Source organism: Flavobacterium sp. LC2016-23 (genome assembly GCF_009674775.1).
GTDB lineage: Bacteria > Bacteroidota > Bacteroidia > Flavobacteriales > Flavobacteriaceae > Flavobacterium.
Window position 1 is genome coordinate 117,568 of the sequence record NZ_WKKE01000016.1, and the last position, 15,445, is coordinate 133,012.

The window sequence follows — 15,445 nt, forward strand, 5'->3', positions numbered from 1 at the left end:
TAAAATGAATAGTTTTTATTACTTTGTACTGGTAATAAATTGACGTAAAAATTTGATGTTTTACATTTTTTCAAAAGTAGAAAATTTTTATCGAAATCGAAGATTCGCCAGCCCTTATTAACAGAAATAAAAATAATACCAGGCGAATTTCCCTCAGAAATTAAAGACACTCAAAAAAATTACAAAATATCCTAAAGTACCGTATTCACTATAATTTCAACAGTTATGAAAAAAAAATTGGAAGCCGATTTAATCAGCATTGCACATCGAATCTTAAAACTAAAAAATAAGTCCGATATCAATCAATTGTATCTGGAAACACAGAAATTATATGAGAAACTGGCTGTTTTGAAATTTGTGGATGAAAATTTTGATACGTTAAAACCAACCATTGGCCGCAGTGAAATTGAATCTACCATAGAAACTGTTTTCGAAAAAGAAGAAATAAGTATTCCGTCTGCAATTACAACTGAAGAAGAAGCACCTCTTCCCGTTGCAGAAACGGGAACTGAAATAACACCGGAAACTCAAGTTACTGAAGAAATAAAAGAAGAAATTGTTGCAGAAATCCCTGAAGAAATACTTCCGGAGCCCGCCGCGGAAACTACTGAAGAACCTGTCGCAACAATTGAAGAAGTGGAAGAAACGGTAATTGAAAATGAAAAAGAACCTGAAAAGACCGAAGAGTTATCTTTTAGAACCGTAAACGATTTAAAACCGATTCCAGATTTCAAACCCGCTTTTGAATTGGAAACCGAAGAAAAAATAGAAAAAGAAGAACCGAAAATTGAAGTTCCTGCCAGGTCAGAAGCTGTTTCTATTTCGTTTGAAGATATACTGGGCGTTAATTATGCTGATGCCCAATTTGTAAAAGTGGACAGTTTTGAAAATGTGTCTACTCCGCCTCCGGCAACAAACGAATTTAAGGAAGCCGAAGCAAAAACTGCCATTCTGGAAGCGGCAAAACCGAAAGCAGTTCCGTTAAACGAAAAATTAGGAAAAGGTTTTCACATTGATTTGAATGACCGAATCGCATTTACCAAAAACCTTTTTGCAAACAGCACCGAAGATTACAGTCGCGTTTTAAATCAATTGCTGACTTTTGATTCCTACCATGAAGCTATTGATTTTATAGACAATATGGTAAAACCGGATTACAACAATTGGGAAGGAAAAGACGATTACGCGCAACGTTTTCTGGAAATTGTAGAAAAGAAATTCTCCTAAAAAAGTAAACCATAAATTTACTTCGTCTGTTCGCTGTCGCCCGAGTCGCCAATTAACACGAGATTATTCTCTGTGAAATTTTTTAAAACAGCTGCAGCTGTGCGAATTTTTGAAATTCGTGTTATAATATAAAAAACTATGTCGAAATTATATATCGTTCCAACACCAATAGGCAATCTTGAAGACATGACTTTTCGTGCCATTCGCATTCTGAAAGAAGTCGATTTGATTTTAGCCGAAGATACCCGAACGAGTGGCAAGCTTTTAAAGCATTTTGAAATTGGCACACACATGTACAGCCATCACATGCATAATGAGCACAAAACAACCGAAAATTTAATTGCCCGTTTAAAAGCCGGGGAAACCATCGCACTAATTTCTGATGCCGGAACACCTGCCATTTCAGATCCGGGCTTTTTGCTGACGCGTGCCTGCGTTGAAAATAAAATTGAAGTGGAATGTTTACCCGGTGCAACCGCATTTGTTCCCGCTTTGGTCAACAGCGGACTACCCAATGACCGTTTTATTTTTGAAGGTTTCCTTCCGGAAAAAAAAGGACGCCAAACCCGATTTTTAGCGCTTGCGGAAGAAACCAGAACGATGATTCTGTATGTTTCTCCCCATAAATTATTAAAAACTTTAGTCGAATTTGTGACGTATTTCGGTGAAGACAGACAGATTTGTGTTTGCAGGGAATTATCAAAATTACACGAAGAGAATGTACGCGGAACCGCAAAAGAAGTTTTAACCCACTTCGAAAAAACAGCCCCACGCGGCGAAATTGTAGTCGTCGTTGCTGGAAAAACCATCACAAAAGAACCTAAGAAAAGTAAGTTTTCTAAGGATGAAAAAGAAGAAGATTAAATATTCATGCCATAGATTTTACAAATTAATAAAAAACAGTTTGCCACGAATTACACAAATTCCCACTAATTAAATTCGGGATAATTGGTGCAATTCGTGGCAAAAAAACAAAGTCTAACAATTATGAGCCTACAAGCCTTTTTAGAAAAATTAAAACAAACGCCTGCTGCAATTGCTTTTAATGAAACCATTGCAACTGTCGAAGAAAATTACAACTTCACTCCAACTGCTTTTCAAAACGGAACACAACACAATGCTGCGGGAGAAAACTCAGGTTCGTGTAAAGTATTTGCTTTCGCTAAATTGCAAAACTTAACGAAAGACGAAACCTTAGCCTGTTTCGGAGCTTATTATTTTGAAGAAGTTTTAGGAGATCCAGACGGAACGAATCATCAAAACATTCGAAACTTCATCAACTTAGGCTGGGACGGAATTCAGTTTGAAGGAAATGCATTGGAACTGAAATAAAAATTATTTTAGATTTTAGAATGTAGATTTTAGATTCCCTACATCGACATTCTGAAATCTGAAATCTAAAATCTACAATTAAAAATGCGTTGGACATTAAAACCAAAACCTTCTGAAGATAAAATTAAACATTTGGCTGAGGCCCTGAATGTAGAGGATTTTGTAGCAACACTTTTGATTCAGCGGGGTATCGAAACTTTTGAAGCTGCCCGGAATTTCTTTCGTCCGTCATTAGAACATCTGCATGATCCGTTCCTGATGAAAGACATGGACAAAGCCGTTGCCCGAATAGAATTGGCAATCGAAAATCAGGAAAACATATTAGTTTTCGGTGATTACGATGTCGATGGAACAACAGCTGTTTCGCTGGTTTCTTCTTATTTAAAATCACATTATCCGAATATTGCGACTTATATTCCGGATCGTTATGACGAAGGTTACGGAATTTCTTTTAAAGGAATTGACTTCGCGGACGATAACGGATTTTCGTTGATTATCGCACTTGACTGCGGTATAAAATCCATCGACCATATTGCTTACGCCAAAGAAAAAAACATCGACTTTATCATTTGCGATCACCACAGACCGGGAGAATTTCTTCCTGATGCTGTTGCAATTCTGGATCCGAAAAGAGAAGACTGTTCGTATCCGTATGACGAGTTATGCGGTTGCGGCGTTGGCTTTAAACTGATTCAGGCTTTAGGAAAAAACAGAAATGAAAGCACCGCAGATTTAGTTCCGTATCTTGATTTAGTCGCTACGGCAATTGCAGCAGATATCGTTCCGATTACGGGCGAAAACAGGGTCTTAGCTTATTTTGGATTACAGGTAATCAACAGTGACCCGAGACCGGGAATTAAAGCTCTGGTACATCAGATAAAAAAGAAAGTTTTAGATATCAGCGACGTTGTTTTCATTATTTCGCCGCGAATAAATGCAGCCGGAAGAATCAAGCACGGGAATCACGCGGTTGAATTACTAACCGAATTTGATTTTGAGCAGGCACAGCAATTTGCCTCGGAAATTGAACAATACAATGCTGACCGTAAAGATCTTGACAAAAAAATCACCAAGGAAGCTTTTCAGCAGATTATAGCGAATAATGAAGAAGAACGATTTTCTACCGTTGTCTTTCAGGAAGACTGGCACAAAGGCGTGATCGGAATCGTAGCTTCAAGATTAATCGAAACGTATTATCGCCCGACATTGGTTTTCACCAAAAGCGGTGACAAATATGCCGCTTCTGCAAGATCTGTAAAAGGCTTTGATGTGTACAATGCACTTGATGCCTGTGCCCATCATCTGGAGCAATTTGGAGGTCATATGTATGCCGCAGGAATGACCTTAAAAGCCGAAAACTATAGTGCCTTTAAAGAAGCATTTGAACAGCAGGTTTCAGCAACTATCCTGCCCGAAATGAGAACCCCTGAAATCGAGATTGATGCCGAAATAAACTTCAGGGATATAACACCAAAACTCATCCGTATTTTAAAGCAATTCGAACCATTTGGCCCGCAAAACATGACGCCTGTTTTTATGACATCAGAGGTAACAGACACCGGCTACGCCAAAACCCTGGGCGCAGACGAAGAACATCTGAGGCTTTTCGTTAAACAGCCCGGAAGCACTGACGGAATTGCCGCCATTGGTTTCGGACTCGGAAAAAAGATAGATCTTACAAAAAATCAAAAACCTTTTCAGCTCGCGTACTGCATTGCTGAAAACGAGTGGAACAACACCGTTTCTACTCAGCTTATACTAAAAGATATCAGAACAAATGACAGATAAAGTAAAAAAAGCCGATCCCTATCAGGCACTTCGTTACAGAGAATTTAATGTGTTTTTGTTATTGCGTTTTGCGATGGTTTTTGCCTGGTCAATGCAGTTTATTGTAATTGAATGGGAAGTGTACAGTCTAACCAAAAACCCGCTTTCTTTAGGAATCATTGGTTTAATGGAAGTTATTCCTGCTGTTTCAATGGCTTTGTTTGCCGGACATATTGTCGATCAGAGAGAGAAAAAAGGACTATTGGTAAAATGTATTTTAGGCTTTTCAGTCATTAGTTTTGGATTGTTTTTATTGACGTGGCCAAAAATTGTTGGCGAATGGTCACCAACTGTTATTTTATATTCTATTTACTTTCTAGTCTTTTTAGGCGGATTGGTTCGTGCATTTCTTGGTCCAACTATTTTCTCGCTTTTATCCTTAATTGTTCCCAAGAAAGTTTATCCCAATGCCGCTACCTGGAGCAGTTCGGTCTGGCAGATTGGGTCGGTTTTAGGACCTGCCGTTGCGGGTTTTTCAATTAACTGGATGGGAGTTCACTGGTCCATGTGTCTCGTGGTTGGCTTTTCTGTCTTTTCCTTAATCGCTTTATCACAAATAGAGAAAAAGCCAATTTTGAATCCAAAAATCGGAGAACCGGTTATGGAAAGTTTAAAAGAAGGAATCAAATTTGTATTCAACAATAAAACAATCTTAGGCGTACTTTCCCTTGATATGGTGGCAGTTCTTTTTGGAGGAGCGGTGGCTTTATTACCCGTATTTGCGCAGGATATTTTAAAAGTCGGACCGGAAGGTTTCGGGGTTTTAAGAGCTGCTCCGGCCATTGGTGCTTTTATTACCATGCTAATTTCCGCTTATGTTCCTTTATACAAAAAAGCCGGAATGAAACTTCTGGTTGCCATTTTTGTTTTTGGACTGTGTATTATCTTATTTGGGGTTTCGACAATTTTCTGGCTCTCTGTTGTAGCTCTATTCCTGAGCGGAGTGGCCGATGGAATTTCTGTTGTCATCCGCCAGACCATTTTACAACTTAAAACGCCCGATCATATGCGCGGAAGAGTTGCGGCTGTAAATTCCATGTTCGTTGGTTCATCAAACGAATTAGGGGCTTTTGAAAGCGGTTTAACAGCCAAACTTATGGGAACGGTAACTTCTGTTGTGTTCGGAGGAAGCATGACGCTTTTAACGGTTCTTGGATTCGGAATAAAATCTCCTACTTTTAGAAACTTAGACCTTCGAAAAGATATGGAAGACCATCAGAATATGGAGTAAAAAGTTTCTTATACCATAGAAATTCCAAACTTTTAAATTGCTTCGCCTATTCGCTATTGCTCGGGTCCAAATTCCAATATCTTTAATTGAAAAGTTTCAATCTTTTATGATTATTTTATTTAGAATTAATATAAATAATATTTATATTTGTTGAAATAAAAGATTTACGATGAGAGAAATTGAACAAATTTACCACAACAATTTTGGAATAGCTTTTTACTGGAAAAATGGTAAAGAAGTTATTTCAGGAAAAGTACAGTTAGTTTTTAAAGAAACTGGCTTCTATTTTACAGTGGCGGAACTGAATCAATTTTGTAATTTGATTGAGGACAGTCTGATTGAAAATGCCTGCTGTGATTCCTGTGAATTAAAAAATTCCTGCCATAAATTTTTGCTCAAAACACCTTGCGCCCAGATCGATTTAGCGGTTTCCATGAAAGAATTAAAATCCATTAAAGATTTAGTGGAAGGTTCTTTATTTAAAATTGAACTTGAAGAATATATTTACGGCGCCGGTCTAAACTAAGACGCATCCTAAATTATTTAACACTTATTTCTCATTATAAAAATATATTTTAGATTTAAACTAAAAAAAGTATATTTACTACAATGAAAAAAATAAGGTTTCTTTTTTCCACTGTTGTTTTAGCGGTTTTACTAACCAACTGCACCAACAAATCTGACGAATACATTGATCCGCGAGGAACCGATTATGCCGGTTCAGAAAGCTGCATTCAATGTCATCAGACACAATATCAGTCTGCGTTTCACAGTTCCCATTTTAAAGCTTCCGCTCCCGCAACCAAAGAAAATATCCTTGGCGATTTTACCAATGGCAAAAATACATTCGTTTATGACAAAGACACTAAGCTTGTCATGGAAGAACGTAACGACAGTCTTTATCAGGTTGTATACAAAAATGGAAAAGAAGTTAAGGCTTATCCTTTTGAAATTCTTTTCGGAACCAAACATGCCCAGACGAGTGCGTACTGGAAAAATCATTTTACTTACGAGCTACCTGTTTCTTACTACAAATCAATCAACAGCTGGGCGACAAGTCCCGGGTATTCTGCTACAATTCCAAATTTTGAAAGAGAAATTGACAAAGAATGTTTTGCCTGCCATAGTTCTAATATCGCAAGCCGTTATATTACTACAAGCTCAGACAGCATAACCTTCATGACAATGGAAGTGGAAGAATTCATGAATAAAAAAACAGTATTGTACGGAATAGATTGCGAACGCTGCCACGGCCCTGCTAAAAAACACGTTCAGACGCATTTAAAGTTTCCGGATTTAAAAATCGCCCAGAACATTACAGGCTTCAAAAACCTGAACAGGCAGCAAAAAATAGATGCTTGCGCTTTATGCCATTCGGGAAATGCTAAGATGAAACTAAAATCACGATTTAAGTTCAGACCAGGAGAGAAACTTACCGATTATTTCATGGAGAGACCGGGTACACCGGATACCGTAAATTATGATGTTCATGGCAATCAAATGGGTCTGCTGTCGCAAAGTAAATGTTTCAAAAAAAGCCCGACTATGGATTGTATGTCCTGTCACAATCCGCATCAGGATGCCTCGCAAAATCCTGCCTCTTATTCTAAAATTTGCATGAGCTGTCATCAGCAAACCCAACATAAAGCAGCAACTGTAAAAACACTTTCGAAAACAATGCTGGCGAATAATTGTGTAGAATGCCATATGCCGAAGCAGGATTCGAAAGCCATTTTTTTTCAGCAATCCAATAAGGCTCCGATTACCAGTTATTCTTTAAGAACACACAAAATCGGAATTTATCCGGCAGCTAAAAAATAATTATTTTTCGAATTTCTGAAGTTCAAAAATTTCGCCATCAAAAACACCGTAGGTAAAATATCCGATCCAGTCGCCCAAATTTACATAATTGGAGTTTTCCCCAACCGGAATAATCATTGGCAAATGACGGTGGCCGAAAATAAAGTAATTATAATGTTTCGTTTCCAGTTTTCGTTTGGCATACAAAACCAGCCATTCATTTTCTTCGCCTAAAAATTTCACATCTTCGTCACCCGAAATCAATTTGTTTTTTACCGAAAGATACTGCGCCAAACGAACCCCAATATCAGGATGCAGCCAACGGAAAAGCCATTTGGAAAAAGGATTTGTAAACACCTTTTTCATTCTTTTATAACCCTTATCTCCGGGACCTTTCCCGTCTCCGTGACCAATTAAAAACGTTTTTCCGTTAAAAGTAAATTCTTTGTTATCATGATAAACCGGAATATTCAATTCGGTTTGAAAGTAGTCGTGCATCCATAAATCGTGATTCCCAACAAAAAAATAAATTGGAATTCCGCTATCACGAATTTCAGCCAGTTTTCCCAAAACACGTACAAAACCTTTTGGCACCACTGTTTTATATTCAAACCAAAAATCAAACAAATCCCCAAGCAGGAAGATTACTTCGGCATCCTGTTTTACTTCATCTAACCACGCTACAAATTTTTGTTCACGGGGAAGACTCAACTCCGGAGTCGGAGCTCCAAAATGCTGATCAGAAGCGAAATATACTTTTTTCATGAATTATGAATTGTGAGTTGTGAATTGTGAGTTTTTCGCAATAGAAAAAATTGGAATTTGGGAATTTATTCTTTGGAATTTCTCTTAAACATTATCACTCGCAAACCATTCGGCAAACGAAGATTCTGTTTCCTGAAGTTTAAGGGAAAAAAGTGAAATTCCCGCAGGCAAACGTGCGATGATTCTTTCTGAGAAATCGACTACCATATTTTCGCTTGTTGGCTGATAATCCACTAAAATTACGTGATGTCCACGATTTTTCAATTCATTAGCCAGTTCGATATGTGGTGTTGTTTCATTAAAAACAGTTGCATGATCAAACTGATCGACGATTTCTTCTTTTACAATTTTCTTTAGATCCGAAAAATCGATAACCATTCCGTATTTCACATTCGACCGGTCTGTGATTGGTGAACCAATAACTGTTACCGATAATTTATAACTGTGCCCATGAACGTTTTTACATTTTCCGTCGTAACCGTATAAAGCGTGGCCGGTTTCGAAACTAAATTGTTTTGTAATTCTGATATTACTCATCGATTTGAATTTTAGGTTGCAAATTTACAAATTAATAACCGTTTTCATCTCTTTTTTTAGCCCTCATATACATAAAGTACGCGATTCCAATTAAAATCACGAAAGGAATAAACGATCCGATCACAACTCCAATCTGATAACTGCTATCGGGAGCATTTTTAATTTTGTCTGCAACAACTACTTTTTGGAATAAAGAAATAATAGTCATGTTTAATTTTTGTTTCGTAAATAATTAATTTAAACCGTAAAAACAGTTTTTAAAATATTTTAATAAATTTCAAAACTATACTTGTATTTCTTTAAAATCCATGACGAATATCATAAACTTACTTTTTAAACTGCGTCAAAGCATTACGGGTAAAATCAGACAAAACCAATTTTCCGGTAATTGCGGCACGTTCCAAAAGTAATGATTCCCAGTTTTCAGTTCCCTCCCAAATGATTTTTTTCATTTCGAATAAAGCCTGCGGATTATAGGAACTTAATTTTTGCGCAAAATCCTCAACAGCCGAATCAAGTTCATTAGCATTATAAATAGCAGAGAAAAGTCCGTTTTGTAAGGCCCAGTCTGCCGGTTTCCATTCGTGGGCCGCCAGTGTCATTTCTGCCATAGCGGTTTTACCAATTTTACGCGAAACAGCCGGCTCAATTACAAAAGGCCCGATACCAATTGCAAGTTCCGAAAGTTTTACGGCGCTTTCAGGGGTTGCCAAAGCATAATCGCAGGCAGCTATAATGCCTACGCCTCCGCCAACCGCTTTTCCCTGAACGCGGCCAATAATAATTTTGGAACACTTTCTCATGGCATTTAATAAATGGGCAAAACCGGAGAAAAATGCTTTGCCCTGCTCCTCATTTTCCACTGCAAGAAGTTCATCAAAAGAAGCACCTGAACAAAAAACCTTGCTTCCCTCGCTTTGCAGCACAATTAAAGAGACCGTTTCATTACTGCTTAATACATTAATTTCGGAAGTAAGCCTGTCCAGCAGTTCCCTTGGAAAAGAATTACTGGCCGGATGACCAAACTGTACCGTTGCAACGGCATTTTGAATAGTAGTCTGCAAAGATCCGCTTTGATATTCTGAACTCATAGAAATAGTTTTTGACCGTAAAGTTACGGTTTTGGCAACTATTTTTGTCTGAACCTGTTTTGAAATTTGGTTTTTGAAAAATAATTGACTTTATTTGCTATCGAATTGGGGGATTAGCTCATTTGGCTAGAGTGCTTGCCTGGCAGGCAAGAGGTGACCGGTTCGAATCCGGTATTCTCCACTACAATCTTTCTAACCCATATAAATCTTAGGGTTAGAAAGATTTTTACAAAAAATCTGTGTCAAAATTGTGTCAACATTATTTTTTTAGAAAATTTTAAATTTTTTAAAAGAATAAAAAAAAATGCAAAATTCTCAAGTACGTAGAGTATCAAGTTTAATCTTTGTAGATTTTAAACCTGCAGAATTAAAAATGAATAAGGAGTGGATTATTGTCTTTTACTCCAAAAATCCCATCACAAATAAATTAGAAAGATTTAGGCATCGCGTTCCTACAATGGAATCCAGACCTCAAAGGCTTAAACTCGCAAAATCCATTGTGGCAGCTATTAATTTAAAACTGGCTGCAGGTTGGTCGCCGTTCCTTGAACAGGTAGGTAGCAATTACAAGACTTTTGAAGATGCTATCGATGATTTTTTAGCCAGCATAAAAAAACAGATAAAAGACAATGTACTCCGCCCGGATACTCTTAGAACCTATAATTCAAATATCAACTTACTGAAACTGTATTTTCAGGAAAAGAAAATAAAAATTGTTTTCGCATTAGAACTAAAGAAGCACCTTTGCGTAAATTATTTGGATTGGATTTACATCGAACGAAATTCTTCGCCCCGGACCAGAAACAATCACCTTGCATTTTTACGACTATTTTCGGCATTCCTGATCGGGAGGGGAATTTTAAATGAAAACCCCACAATGGGAATTCAAGGTTTAAAACCACCGGCAAAAGAACGGCAGATAATTCCAGAGGCGATAAAACAAAGAATATACGAAGAATTTCAAAAATATAAAGATGGATATCCCGCACTTTGTATGTCGACGTACTTTTGCTTTATACGTAATAGTGAACTTGGAAAACTTAAAATCTGGATGCTGAATTTTGAAGATAATTCCATTTTTTTACCAAAGGAGATATCAAAAAATAAAAAGGATGAAAGCGTTACGATACCAGCGCAATTCTTAAATGCTATAAAAAATCATGTCGGAGATTCACCGAAGGATTATTATGTTTTTTCAAACAACCAATTTAAGCCAGGATTAAAAAAAATGACTGCAAATAAAATTGGAAACGCTTGGGAGGTTTTAAGAGTTAAATTAAACTTAGAAAGTAAGTACCAGTTTTATAGTTTAAAGGATACCGGAATTACGGATTTACTAAACAGCGGCGTTCCTGCCATAAAAGTCAGAGATCAGGCGCGACATTCTGAAATTAAAATTACAGAGATGTATGCTATCAGAAAAAACACCTGTGATTCCATTATTCAACAAGCCGATATTTCTTTTGGTGTATTGAAAAGGCCACTTAATTAAGTGGCCTTTTCCTTAAAAAGTAATACTTTGAAGTTTAAATTTAAGCATAAAATTATCCTGAGTAGTTTCTGTACTTTCTGTAACTGAGATCATATACTCCTGGTGATCGATGAAAATCCGTTTTAATTTTGCTATTTTGTTTTTCTCAATTTCGGTAAAAGGCCCCACAACTTCTACTAATGAACTCTGTAGAAGGAACTTTATAAATTTCTTCCAAAAAACAGCGTAAATACCCTTTTCACCATCTATTTTCAGCGTTTGATCTAAATAATTATATGAGACAAAAGGTTTTTCTGAAGGATCATAAATCATTAAACCAATGCCAGATCTCGAAGCAACTTCTTCCGACAAATTTGCAGTAAAAGTACCTGGTATAAATTTGAATTTAGAAAATAAGTTTTCGCAAAAATCAGATTTTTGCGAAGTATATTCTTCCGTTCCGGTTGCCGTTATCCATAATGCGGAATCTACATCATTATCATATTTCAAAAGATACGCTGTATACGGTGCAGGATCATACGATTTAAACTGCAATGATTTCTTTACAATAAATGTCGAAGAATTATTTATCGTCACTTCATTAAACTCGAATTTCAAAGTTTTTGCGAAATCATCCGGAGTGATTTCCAAATTAAATAAATTCTGAATTTCGTTTAAATAGGTTGCAAATGTCCAATCTGGCAAATATCTGCCTAATTCAATCGTGGGATGCATCTGATTACCTTTATTGTCGTTGTTCAAAGCCGATAGAAAATAGACAGGCATAAGATTTTCCTGAGTTGAATATTGAAAGGAAAGCTGATGTGAAACTTCATTTCCGGTAACTTCAAATTCACAGATTCCCTCAAAAACTTCCGACGGCCTGTTAGCACCGTAAGAGTAAGCGAATTTAAGACCACCTGCGTAGCTAATACTAAAAACCCGACCATATTCATCGCCTGTAAAAGTTGTTTCTTCAAATCGATACTTAACGTAATAGGTACCAGGTGTCGTAATATTATAGTAAAAATTCGTATTCCAAAAATTACCACCCTCTACATAATGCAGAGGAGGAAATTGCTGTTTAATATAATTTGCCTTTGTCAAATTATCTTTAGTGGATAAAAGTAAAATACGCTTTAAAAACTCATTTTCCATTGCTGATCCCACGGCCTTAAAATCAATGCTTTTTAAAGCATAATATAAAGGAGAAAGTAAGAAAACCTGTGGACTTACAACATTTTTGTTTTTGACTACAAGTTCATTTTCGGCGATCTGAACGGAATTTAGAATTAACCCATCGTTGTCGTAATCATTAATCCGGTTTTTGTATAAGTACCATTCATCATCCGGTTCCAAGTTCACACCAAACTTATTTATCCAACTCATAGTAGGAAACTGCCATTTAACTTCTGGAAAGTTTTTATCCAAAAATGGTAATGGATAGGTTTGCCAGTGCTCAGAACCTTCGATTACATCTTCACTTTCTACAGAGTATGGAATTGGATTTTCTTCACCCGGAATAACTGATACTGTCGGCATGAATTCTGAGATCTTTTTATTCATCAATGTAAATATTTTGGAGGAATATCTTAGGTTACATTTTCTAAAACCGTCCAAATACGATAAAATTTGCAATTCCCCATAGTATTTTTCACTGCCTTCAAATACAATAACATCTACAATCTTTACCTTTTTAACTGAGGCTAAATCTCTAGTTCCAAGTGCCAGTTTAGTCTTTTTGTTTTCAATAACCAAAAAGGGAAAGCTTGATGCAGAAACTTTAAAGTCCCGAGATAAAGCATTGTTTTCAGATTTTATGGTTAATGTATCCTTTACAATATCAATCTCAATGCCGTTTGCTATAATTTTAATTATACTCATAATTTTTGAATATAAAGTACTACAAGATAAGGCTGAAGGTTCTTATTTACGCCAGATACACCAACTGTTGTAGTGCTCGCAATTTGCCCCCAGAGGTAATTACCACTGTCTAAACCATTACTTCCCGTATTGGGAGCACCAAAACCCCAAGTATTATGTGAATGTTCAACCAGAACGGCATCTTTTGAGCCACCTGTATCACCTATCACAGGATAATCGTCACTATATCCTAATGGGACCCTTCCCCCGAAGGGTTCAGTTCCGTTTAATCCGTTGCAAATTGCCCAACCGGCCCTTTTTCCTCTGCCAAGTCCTGTCGCAGTATAATCTGCCGAAATTTCTTCTTCCGAACAAATAACAATTTTCACATCTCCTGGTAAAAAAATGGATTGAAGCATGTGACGCAAGAGCGATCTTACTTCTCCAGCGGTGTTCTTATCTCCGTCACCTAAAGCTGCTATTAAATTTTCAAATCCTGCATGATCCATGTTTTTCTATTATTAAGTTAACCAATCCTGTGGCGAAAAATCCGGATAATCCCAATCGGCTCCGGCTTCAGTATCAAAAACGTTACTTACCTTACCATTTTTAGTAAAAGTAAATACCAATTCCTGCGCATATAAATGCTTTTTGTCACGATATTCTAAAAGCTTTTTGATGTCTGGCTGGATTTTTCGCCATTGATTATTGATACGAATAAGGACTTCGTGAGAACTGGCAATTTGATTGACTATTGCGCGCTCATTTTGTAAGAGTGAGGCTGTATTTAACGTATATGTAGCTTCCTCGTTAATTTCGAAAATCTCGCTTGTACCATCTGACTGTGTATATTTCTCGACAGAGAAAGAGTCTTGAATTTCTAGTTCACCATCGAAATAAGCAGGTATATAATACCCAAAGTTATTTTTAAAATAAATTTCTTTAACGGTAAAATCAGGAAACCTTATCAATTTGTAGATCCTGGTAATTTCAGTTAGACCACACATGATTTTAAGTTCAAAGTATAATGTGTCTTTAACTAAAATTATTGGTGATAAGTCAAAAAAGTATAGAAATATTTTTTTATCGGTAAAAGTATCAGATGTGACAGCATTTATCAAATTTCCAAAATTATCATACAATTTCACATCGACACTTTCACCCAGTGCTTTCACATAAAACGGAACGATTATTTTACCGTTTTCAGGCACTAAAATAACCGGCGGAGTTACTCCGAGAATTTGAATTTTAGTACTATCATCGAAATAAACCGGCTTTACATTAAATAAAAAGAAAAATTGAGGTAAACTAATGCTATCGCTTATCTCATCGGTTTCAAGTGATAATTCCTGAATAGTAATATTGATCTTCTTTTTAAGATGCACCTGTTCTACTAATCCATTTTCCTGAAACACCGTCAAAATGGTTTCGAAATACGCGTTATAGAGTTTAACAAGATCTTTACTTGCGGTGTAACTGTCCTTTCTCGACCATCCCTGTTCATCAAAAAGAACATCATCCACGTAAATCAGTGCGCGAAAATAAAAACCATCTCCGTTCGTAGATTCAATTTGGATCTCTGTATTATTTGCATCAAGCAAAACCCTATTCAATGCCGGCGATTTTATAATTGATATCATTTTTGGTTTATTATTCTACGAAATTAGAAGGCTCGGATCGTGAATAATAGGACATAAAAAAACCTCTCAAATGAGAGGTTCAAAATTTATAATCATTTACCAATTATCCTCTGTCGGATTCTGGAGAGTTTTTAGGAGGTTTTCGATTTTTATATTAAAGTAATTTTCCAACGCTGTTTTTGCTTCCGGCTTTTTTAACTCCTCTTTATTGTTATAAATATAATATCCGGAAAATGCCCCCTCTCCCTTGAAATGCAGTTTGTAACGTCCTGATTTATCATACATATCTAACGAAATGACTTCATACCGCACTTTACCATCTTTAAAATTAAGTTCTACGGTGTAATCTGCAGTAATGGGAACTTTTGCAAAGGAATTTTTTATAATTATAAAGTCGGCAATATGCGTAGTGAACTTAATGTACTCATTTTCAATTTTACCTTTAATTACTTTATCCGGATTCTGATAATTTTTAGTAATATATTTTACTGATCCATCAAATAACTGCTTAGCCGTTTTTCCCTCCAGATTTAAAACGACAAATGTCTTTTCTGGATCATTCGGGTTTCTCAATCCGTCTGGTGTAACCGACAATGTTTGTGCATAACTCACAGAACTAATTAAGAATAACATATAAAGTAATTTCTTCATTATTTTAGAT

At 36.4% G+C, this 15,445-nt stretch carries 16 protein-coding genes and 1 tRNA gene; 9 read left to right on the forward strand and 8 right to left on the reverse strand.

The annotated features are described in order from the left end of the window. Nucleotides 1-225: 225 nt before the first annotated feature. From GJU43_RS14785 to GJU43_RS14815, 7 genes are all read left to right on the forward strand, one after another. Entirely contained in the window at nt 226-1,227 is a 1,002-nt protein-coding gene (locus tag GJU43_RS14785; protein ID WP_154341529.1) for a hypothetical protein, read from the forward strand. Between the two features lie 138 nt (nt 1,228-1,365). Further along, complete coding sequence (rsmI, locus tag GJU43_RS14790) at nt 1,366-2,091, forward strand: 16S rRNA (cytidine(1402)-2'-O)-methyltransferase (RefSeq protein ID WP_154341530.1); 726 nt, start codon at nt 1,366-1,368, stop codon at nt 2,089-2,091. 123 nt (nt 2,092-2,214) lie between these two features. Continuing rightward, nucleotides 2,215-2,559 (forward strand): HopJ type III effector protein, encoded by a 345-nt coding sequence (locus GJU43_RS14795; protein ID WP_154341531.1) that lies wholly within the window; start codon nt 2,215-2,217, stop codon nt 2,557-2,559. An 84-nt stretch (nt 2,560-2,643) separates the two neighbouring features. Beyond that, nucleotides 2,644-4,347: a single-stranded-DNA-specific exonuclease RecJ gene (gene recJ, locus GJU43_RS14800; RefSeq protein ID WP_154341532.1), complete on the forward strand. Its 1,704-nt coding sequence runs from the start codon at nt 2,644-2,646 to the stop codon at nt 4,345-4,347. Next, nucleotides 4,337-5,617 (forward strand): MFS transporter, encoded by a 1,281-nt coding sequence (locus GJU43_RS14805; RefSeq protein WP_154341533.1) that lies wholly within the window; start codon nt 4,337-4,339, stop codon nt 5,615-5,617. Before recJ ends, GJU43_RS14805 begins: the two co-directional genes overlap by 11 nt. Before the next feature lie 169 nt (nt 5,618-5,786). Then, entirely contained in the window at nt 5,787-6,143 is a 357-nt protein-coding gene (locus tag GJU43_RS14810; RefSeq protein WP_154341534.1) for a hypothetical protein, read from the forward strand. An 83-nt stretch (nt 6,144-6,226) separates the two neighbouring features. Beyond that, nucleotides 6,227-7,438, forward strand: a complete 1,212-nt coding sequence (locus GJU43_RS14815) for a cytochrome c3 family protein (protein ID WP_154341535.1) — start codon at nt 6,227-6,229, stop codon at nt 7,436-7,438. Here GJU43_RS14815 and GJU43_RS14820 read toward each other — a convergent pair whose 3' ends face one another. The 4 genes from GJU43_RS14820 to GJU43_RS14830 form a co-directional block, all read right to left on the reverse strand. Then, a complete protein-coding gene (locus GJU43_RS14820; RefSeq protein ID WP_154341536.1) occupies nt 7,439-8,182 on the reverse strand; it encodes a UDP-2,3-diacylglucosamine diphosphatase in 744 nt (247 codons plus the stop codon). It lies immediately after the preceding gene. Nucleotides 8,183-8,266: 84 nt separating this feature from the next. Beyond that, nucleotides 8,267-8,719, reverse strand: a complete 453-nt coding sequence (locus tag GJU43_RS14825; protein ID WP_127340523.1) for a 6-carboxytetrahydropterin synthase — start codon at nt 8,717-8,719, stop codon at nt 8,267-8,269. A gap of 31 nt (nt 8,720-8,750) precedes the next feature. Beyond that, nucleotides 8,751-8,927, reverse strand: a complete 177-nt coding sequence (locus GJU43_RS22820; RefSeq protein ID WP_195760052.1) for a hypothetical protein — start codon at nt 8,925-8,927, stop codon at nt 8,751-8,753. 118 nt (nt 8,928-9,045) lie between these two features. Continuing rightward, the gene (locus GJU43_RS14830) at nt 9,046-9,810 is read right to left on the reverse strand and encodes an enoyl-CoA hydratase/isomerase family protein (protein WP_154341537.1); all 765 of its coding nucleotides are present in this window, start codon (nt 9,808-9,810) and stop codon (nt 9,046-9,048) included. Nucleotides 9,811-9,917: 107 nt separating this feature from the next. On the opposite strand from GJU43_RS14830, the gene GJU43_RS14835 reads away from it, so the two are divergent. After that, nucleotides 9,918-9,991, forward strand: a tRNA-Ala gene (locus GJU43_RS14835). 123 nt (nt 9,992-10,114) lie between these two features. Continuing rightward, entirely contained in the window at nt 10,115-11,302 is a 1,188-nt protein-coding gene (locus tag GJU43_RS14840; RefSeq protein ID WP_154341538.1) for a site-specific integrase, read from the forward strand. Nucleotides 11,303-11,314: 12 nt separating this feature from the next. Here the strand turns inward: GJU43_RS14840 and GJU43_RS14845 are convergent, their stop codons facing one another. The 4 genes from GJU43_RS14845 to GJU43_RS14860 all read right to left on the reverse strand — a co-directional run bounded on the left by GJU43_RS14845 (nt 11,315) and on the right by GJU43_RS14860 (nt 15,435). After that, nucleotides 11,315-13,165: a hypothetical protein gene (locus GJU43_RS14845; protein WP_154341539.1), complete on the reverse strand. Its 1,851-nt coding sequence runs from the start codon at nt 13,163-13,165 to the stop codon at nt 11,315-11,317. Further along, nucleotides 13,162-13,653: a hypothetical protein gene (locus GJU43_RS14850; RefSeq protein WP_154341540.1), complete on the reverse strand. Its 492-nt coding sequence runs from the start codon at nt 13,651-13,653 to the stop codon at nt 13,162-13,164. The genes GJU43_RS14845 and GJU43_RS14850 overlap by 4 nt, the downstream gene beginning before the upstream one ends. Nucleotides 13,654-13,665: 12 nt before the next feature. Continuing rightward, nucleotides 13,666-14,784 carry a hypothetical protein gene (locus GJU43_RS14855; RefSeq protein WP_154341541.1) on the reverse strand — a complete coding sequence of 373 codons (1,119 nt, stop codon included), beginning with the start codon at nt 14,782-14,784 and terminating at the stop codon, nt 13,666-13,668. Between the two features lie 96 nt (nt 14,785-14,880). Further along, nucleotides 14,881-15,435: a DUF4468 domain-containing protein gene (locus tag GJU43_RS14860; protein ID WP_154341542.1), complete on the reverse strand. Its 555-nt coding sequence runs from the start codon at nt 15,433-15,435 to the stop codon at nt 14,881-14,883. Nucleotides 15,436-15,445: the final 10 nt, after the last annotated feature.

Bases quoted from the DNA above. Each gene is read 5' to 3' on its own strand.
- GJU43_RS14840 (WP_154341538.1), top strand. From the start codon at position 10,115: ATGCAAAATTCTCAAGTACGTAGAGTATCAAGTTTAATCTTTGTAGAT.
- GJU43_RS14805 (WP_154341533.1), top strand. From the start codon at position 4,337: ATGACAGATAAAGTAAAAAAAGCCGATCCCTATCAGGCACTTCGTTAC.
- GJU43_RS14855 (WP_154341541.1), bottom strand. From the start codon at position 14,784: ATGATATCAATTATAAAATCGCCGGCATTGAATAGGGTTTTGCTTGAT.
- GJU43_RS14860 (WP_154341542.1), bottom strand. From the start codon at position 15,435: ATGAAGAAATTACTTTATATGTTATTCTTAATTAGTTCTGTGAGTTAT.
- GJU43_RS14830 (WP_154341537.1), bottom strand. From the start codon at position 9,810: ATGAGTTCAGAATATCAAAGCGGATCTTTGCAGACTACTATTCAAAAT.
- GJU43_RS14825 (WP_127340523.1), bottom strand. From the start codon at position 8,719: ATGAGTAATATCAGAATTACAAAACAATTTAGTTTCGAAACCGGCCAC.
- GJU43_RS14795 (WP_154341531.1), top strand. From the start codon at position 2,215: ATGAGCCTACAAGCCTTTTTAGAAAAATTAAAACAAACGCCTGCTGCA.
- GJU43_RS14815 (WP_154341535.1), top strand. From the start codon at position 6,227: ATGAAAAAAATAAGGTTTCTTTTTTCCACTGTTGTTTTAGCGGTTTTA.
- GJU43_RS14810 (WP_154341534.1), top strand. From the start codon at position 5,787: ATGAGAGAAATTGAACAAATTTACCACAACAATTTTGGAATAGCTTTT.
- GJU43_RS14820 (WP_154341536.1), bottom strand. From the start codon at position 8,182: ATGAAAAAAGTATATTTCGCTTCTGATCAGCATTTTGGAGCTCCGACT.
- GJU43_RS14785 (WP_154341529.1), top strand. From the start codon at position 226: ATGAAAAAAAAATTGGAAGCCGATTTAATCAGCATTGCACATCGAATC.
- rsmI (WP_154341530.1), top strand. From the start codon at position 1,366: ATGTCGAAATTATATATCGTTCCAACACCAATAGGCAATCTTGAAGAC.
- recJ (WP_154341532.1), top strand. From the start codon at position 2,644: ATGCGTTGGACATTAAAACCAAAACCTTCTGAAGATAAAATTAAACAT.
- GJU43_RS22820 (WP_195760052.1), bottom strand. From the start codon at position 8,927: ATGACTATTATTTCTTTATTCCAAAAAGTAGTTGTTGCAGACAAAATT.
- GJU43_RS14850 (WP_154341540.1), bottom strand. From the start codon at position 13,653: ATGGATCATGCAGGATTTGAAAATTTAATAGCAGCTTTAGGTGACGGA.
- GJU43_RS14845 (WP_154341539.1), bottom strand. From the start codon at position 13,165: ATGAGTATAATTAAAATTATAGCAAACGGCATTGAGATTGATATTGTA.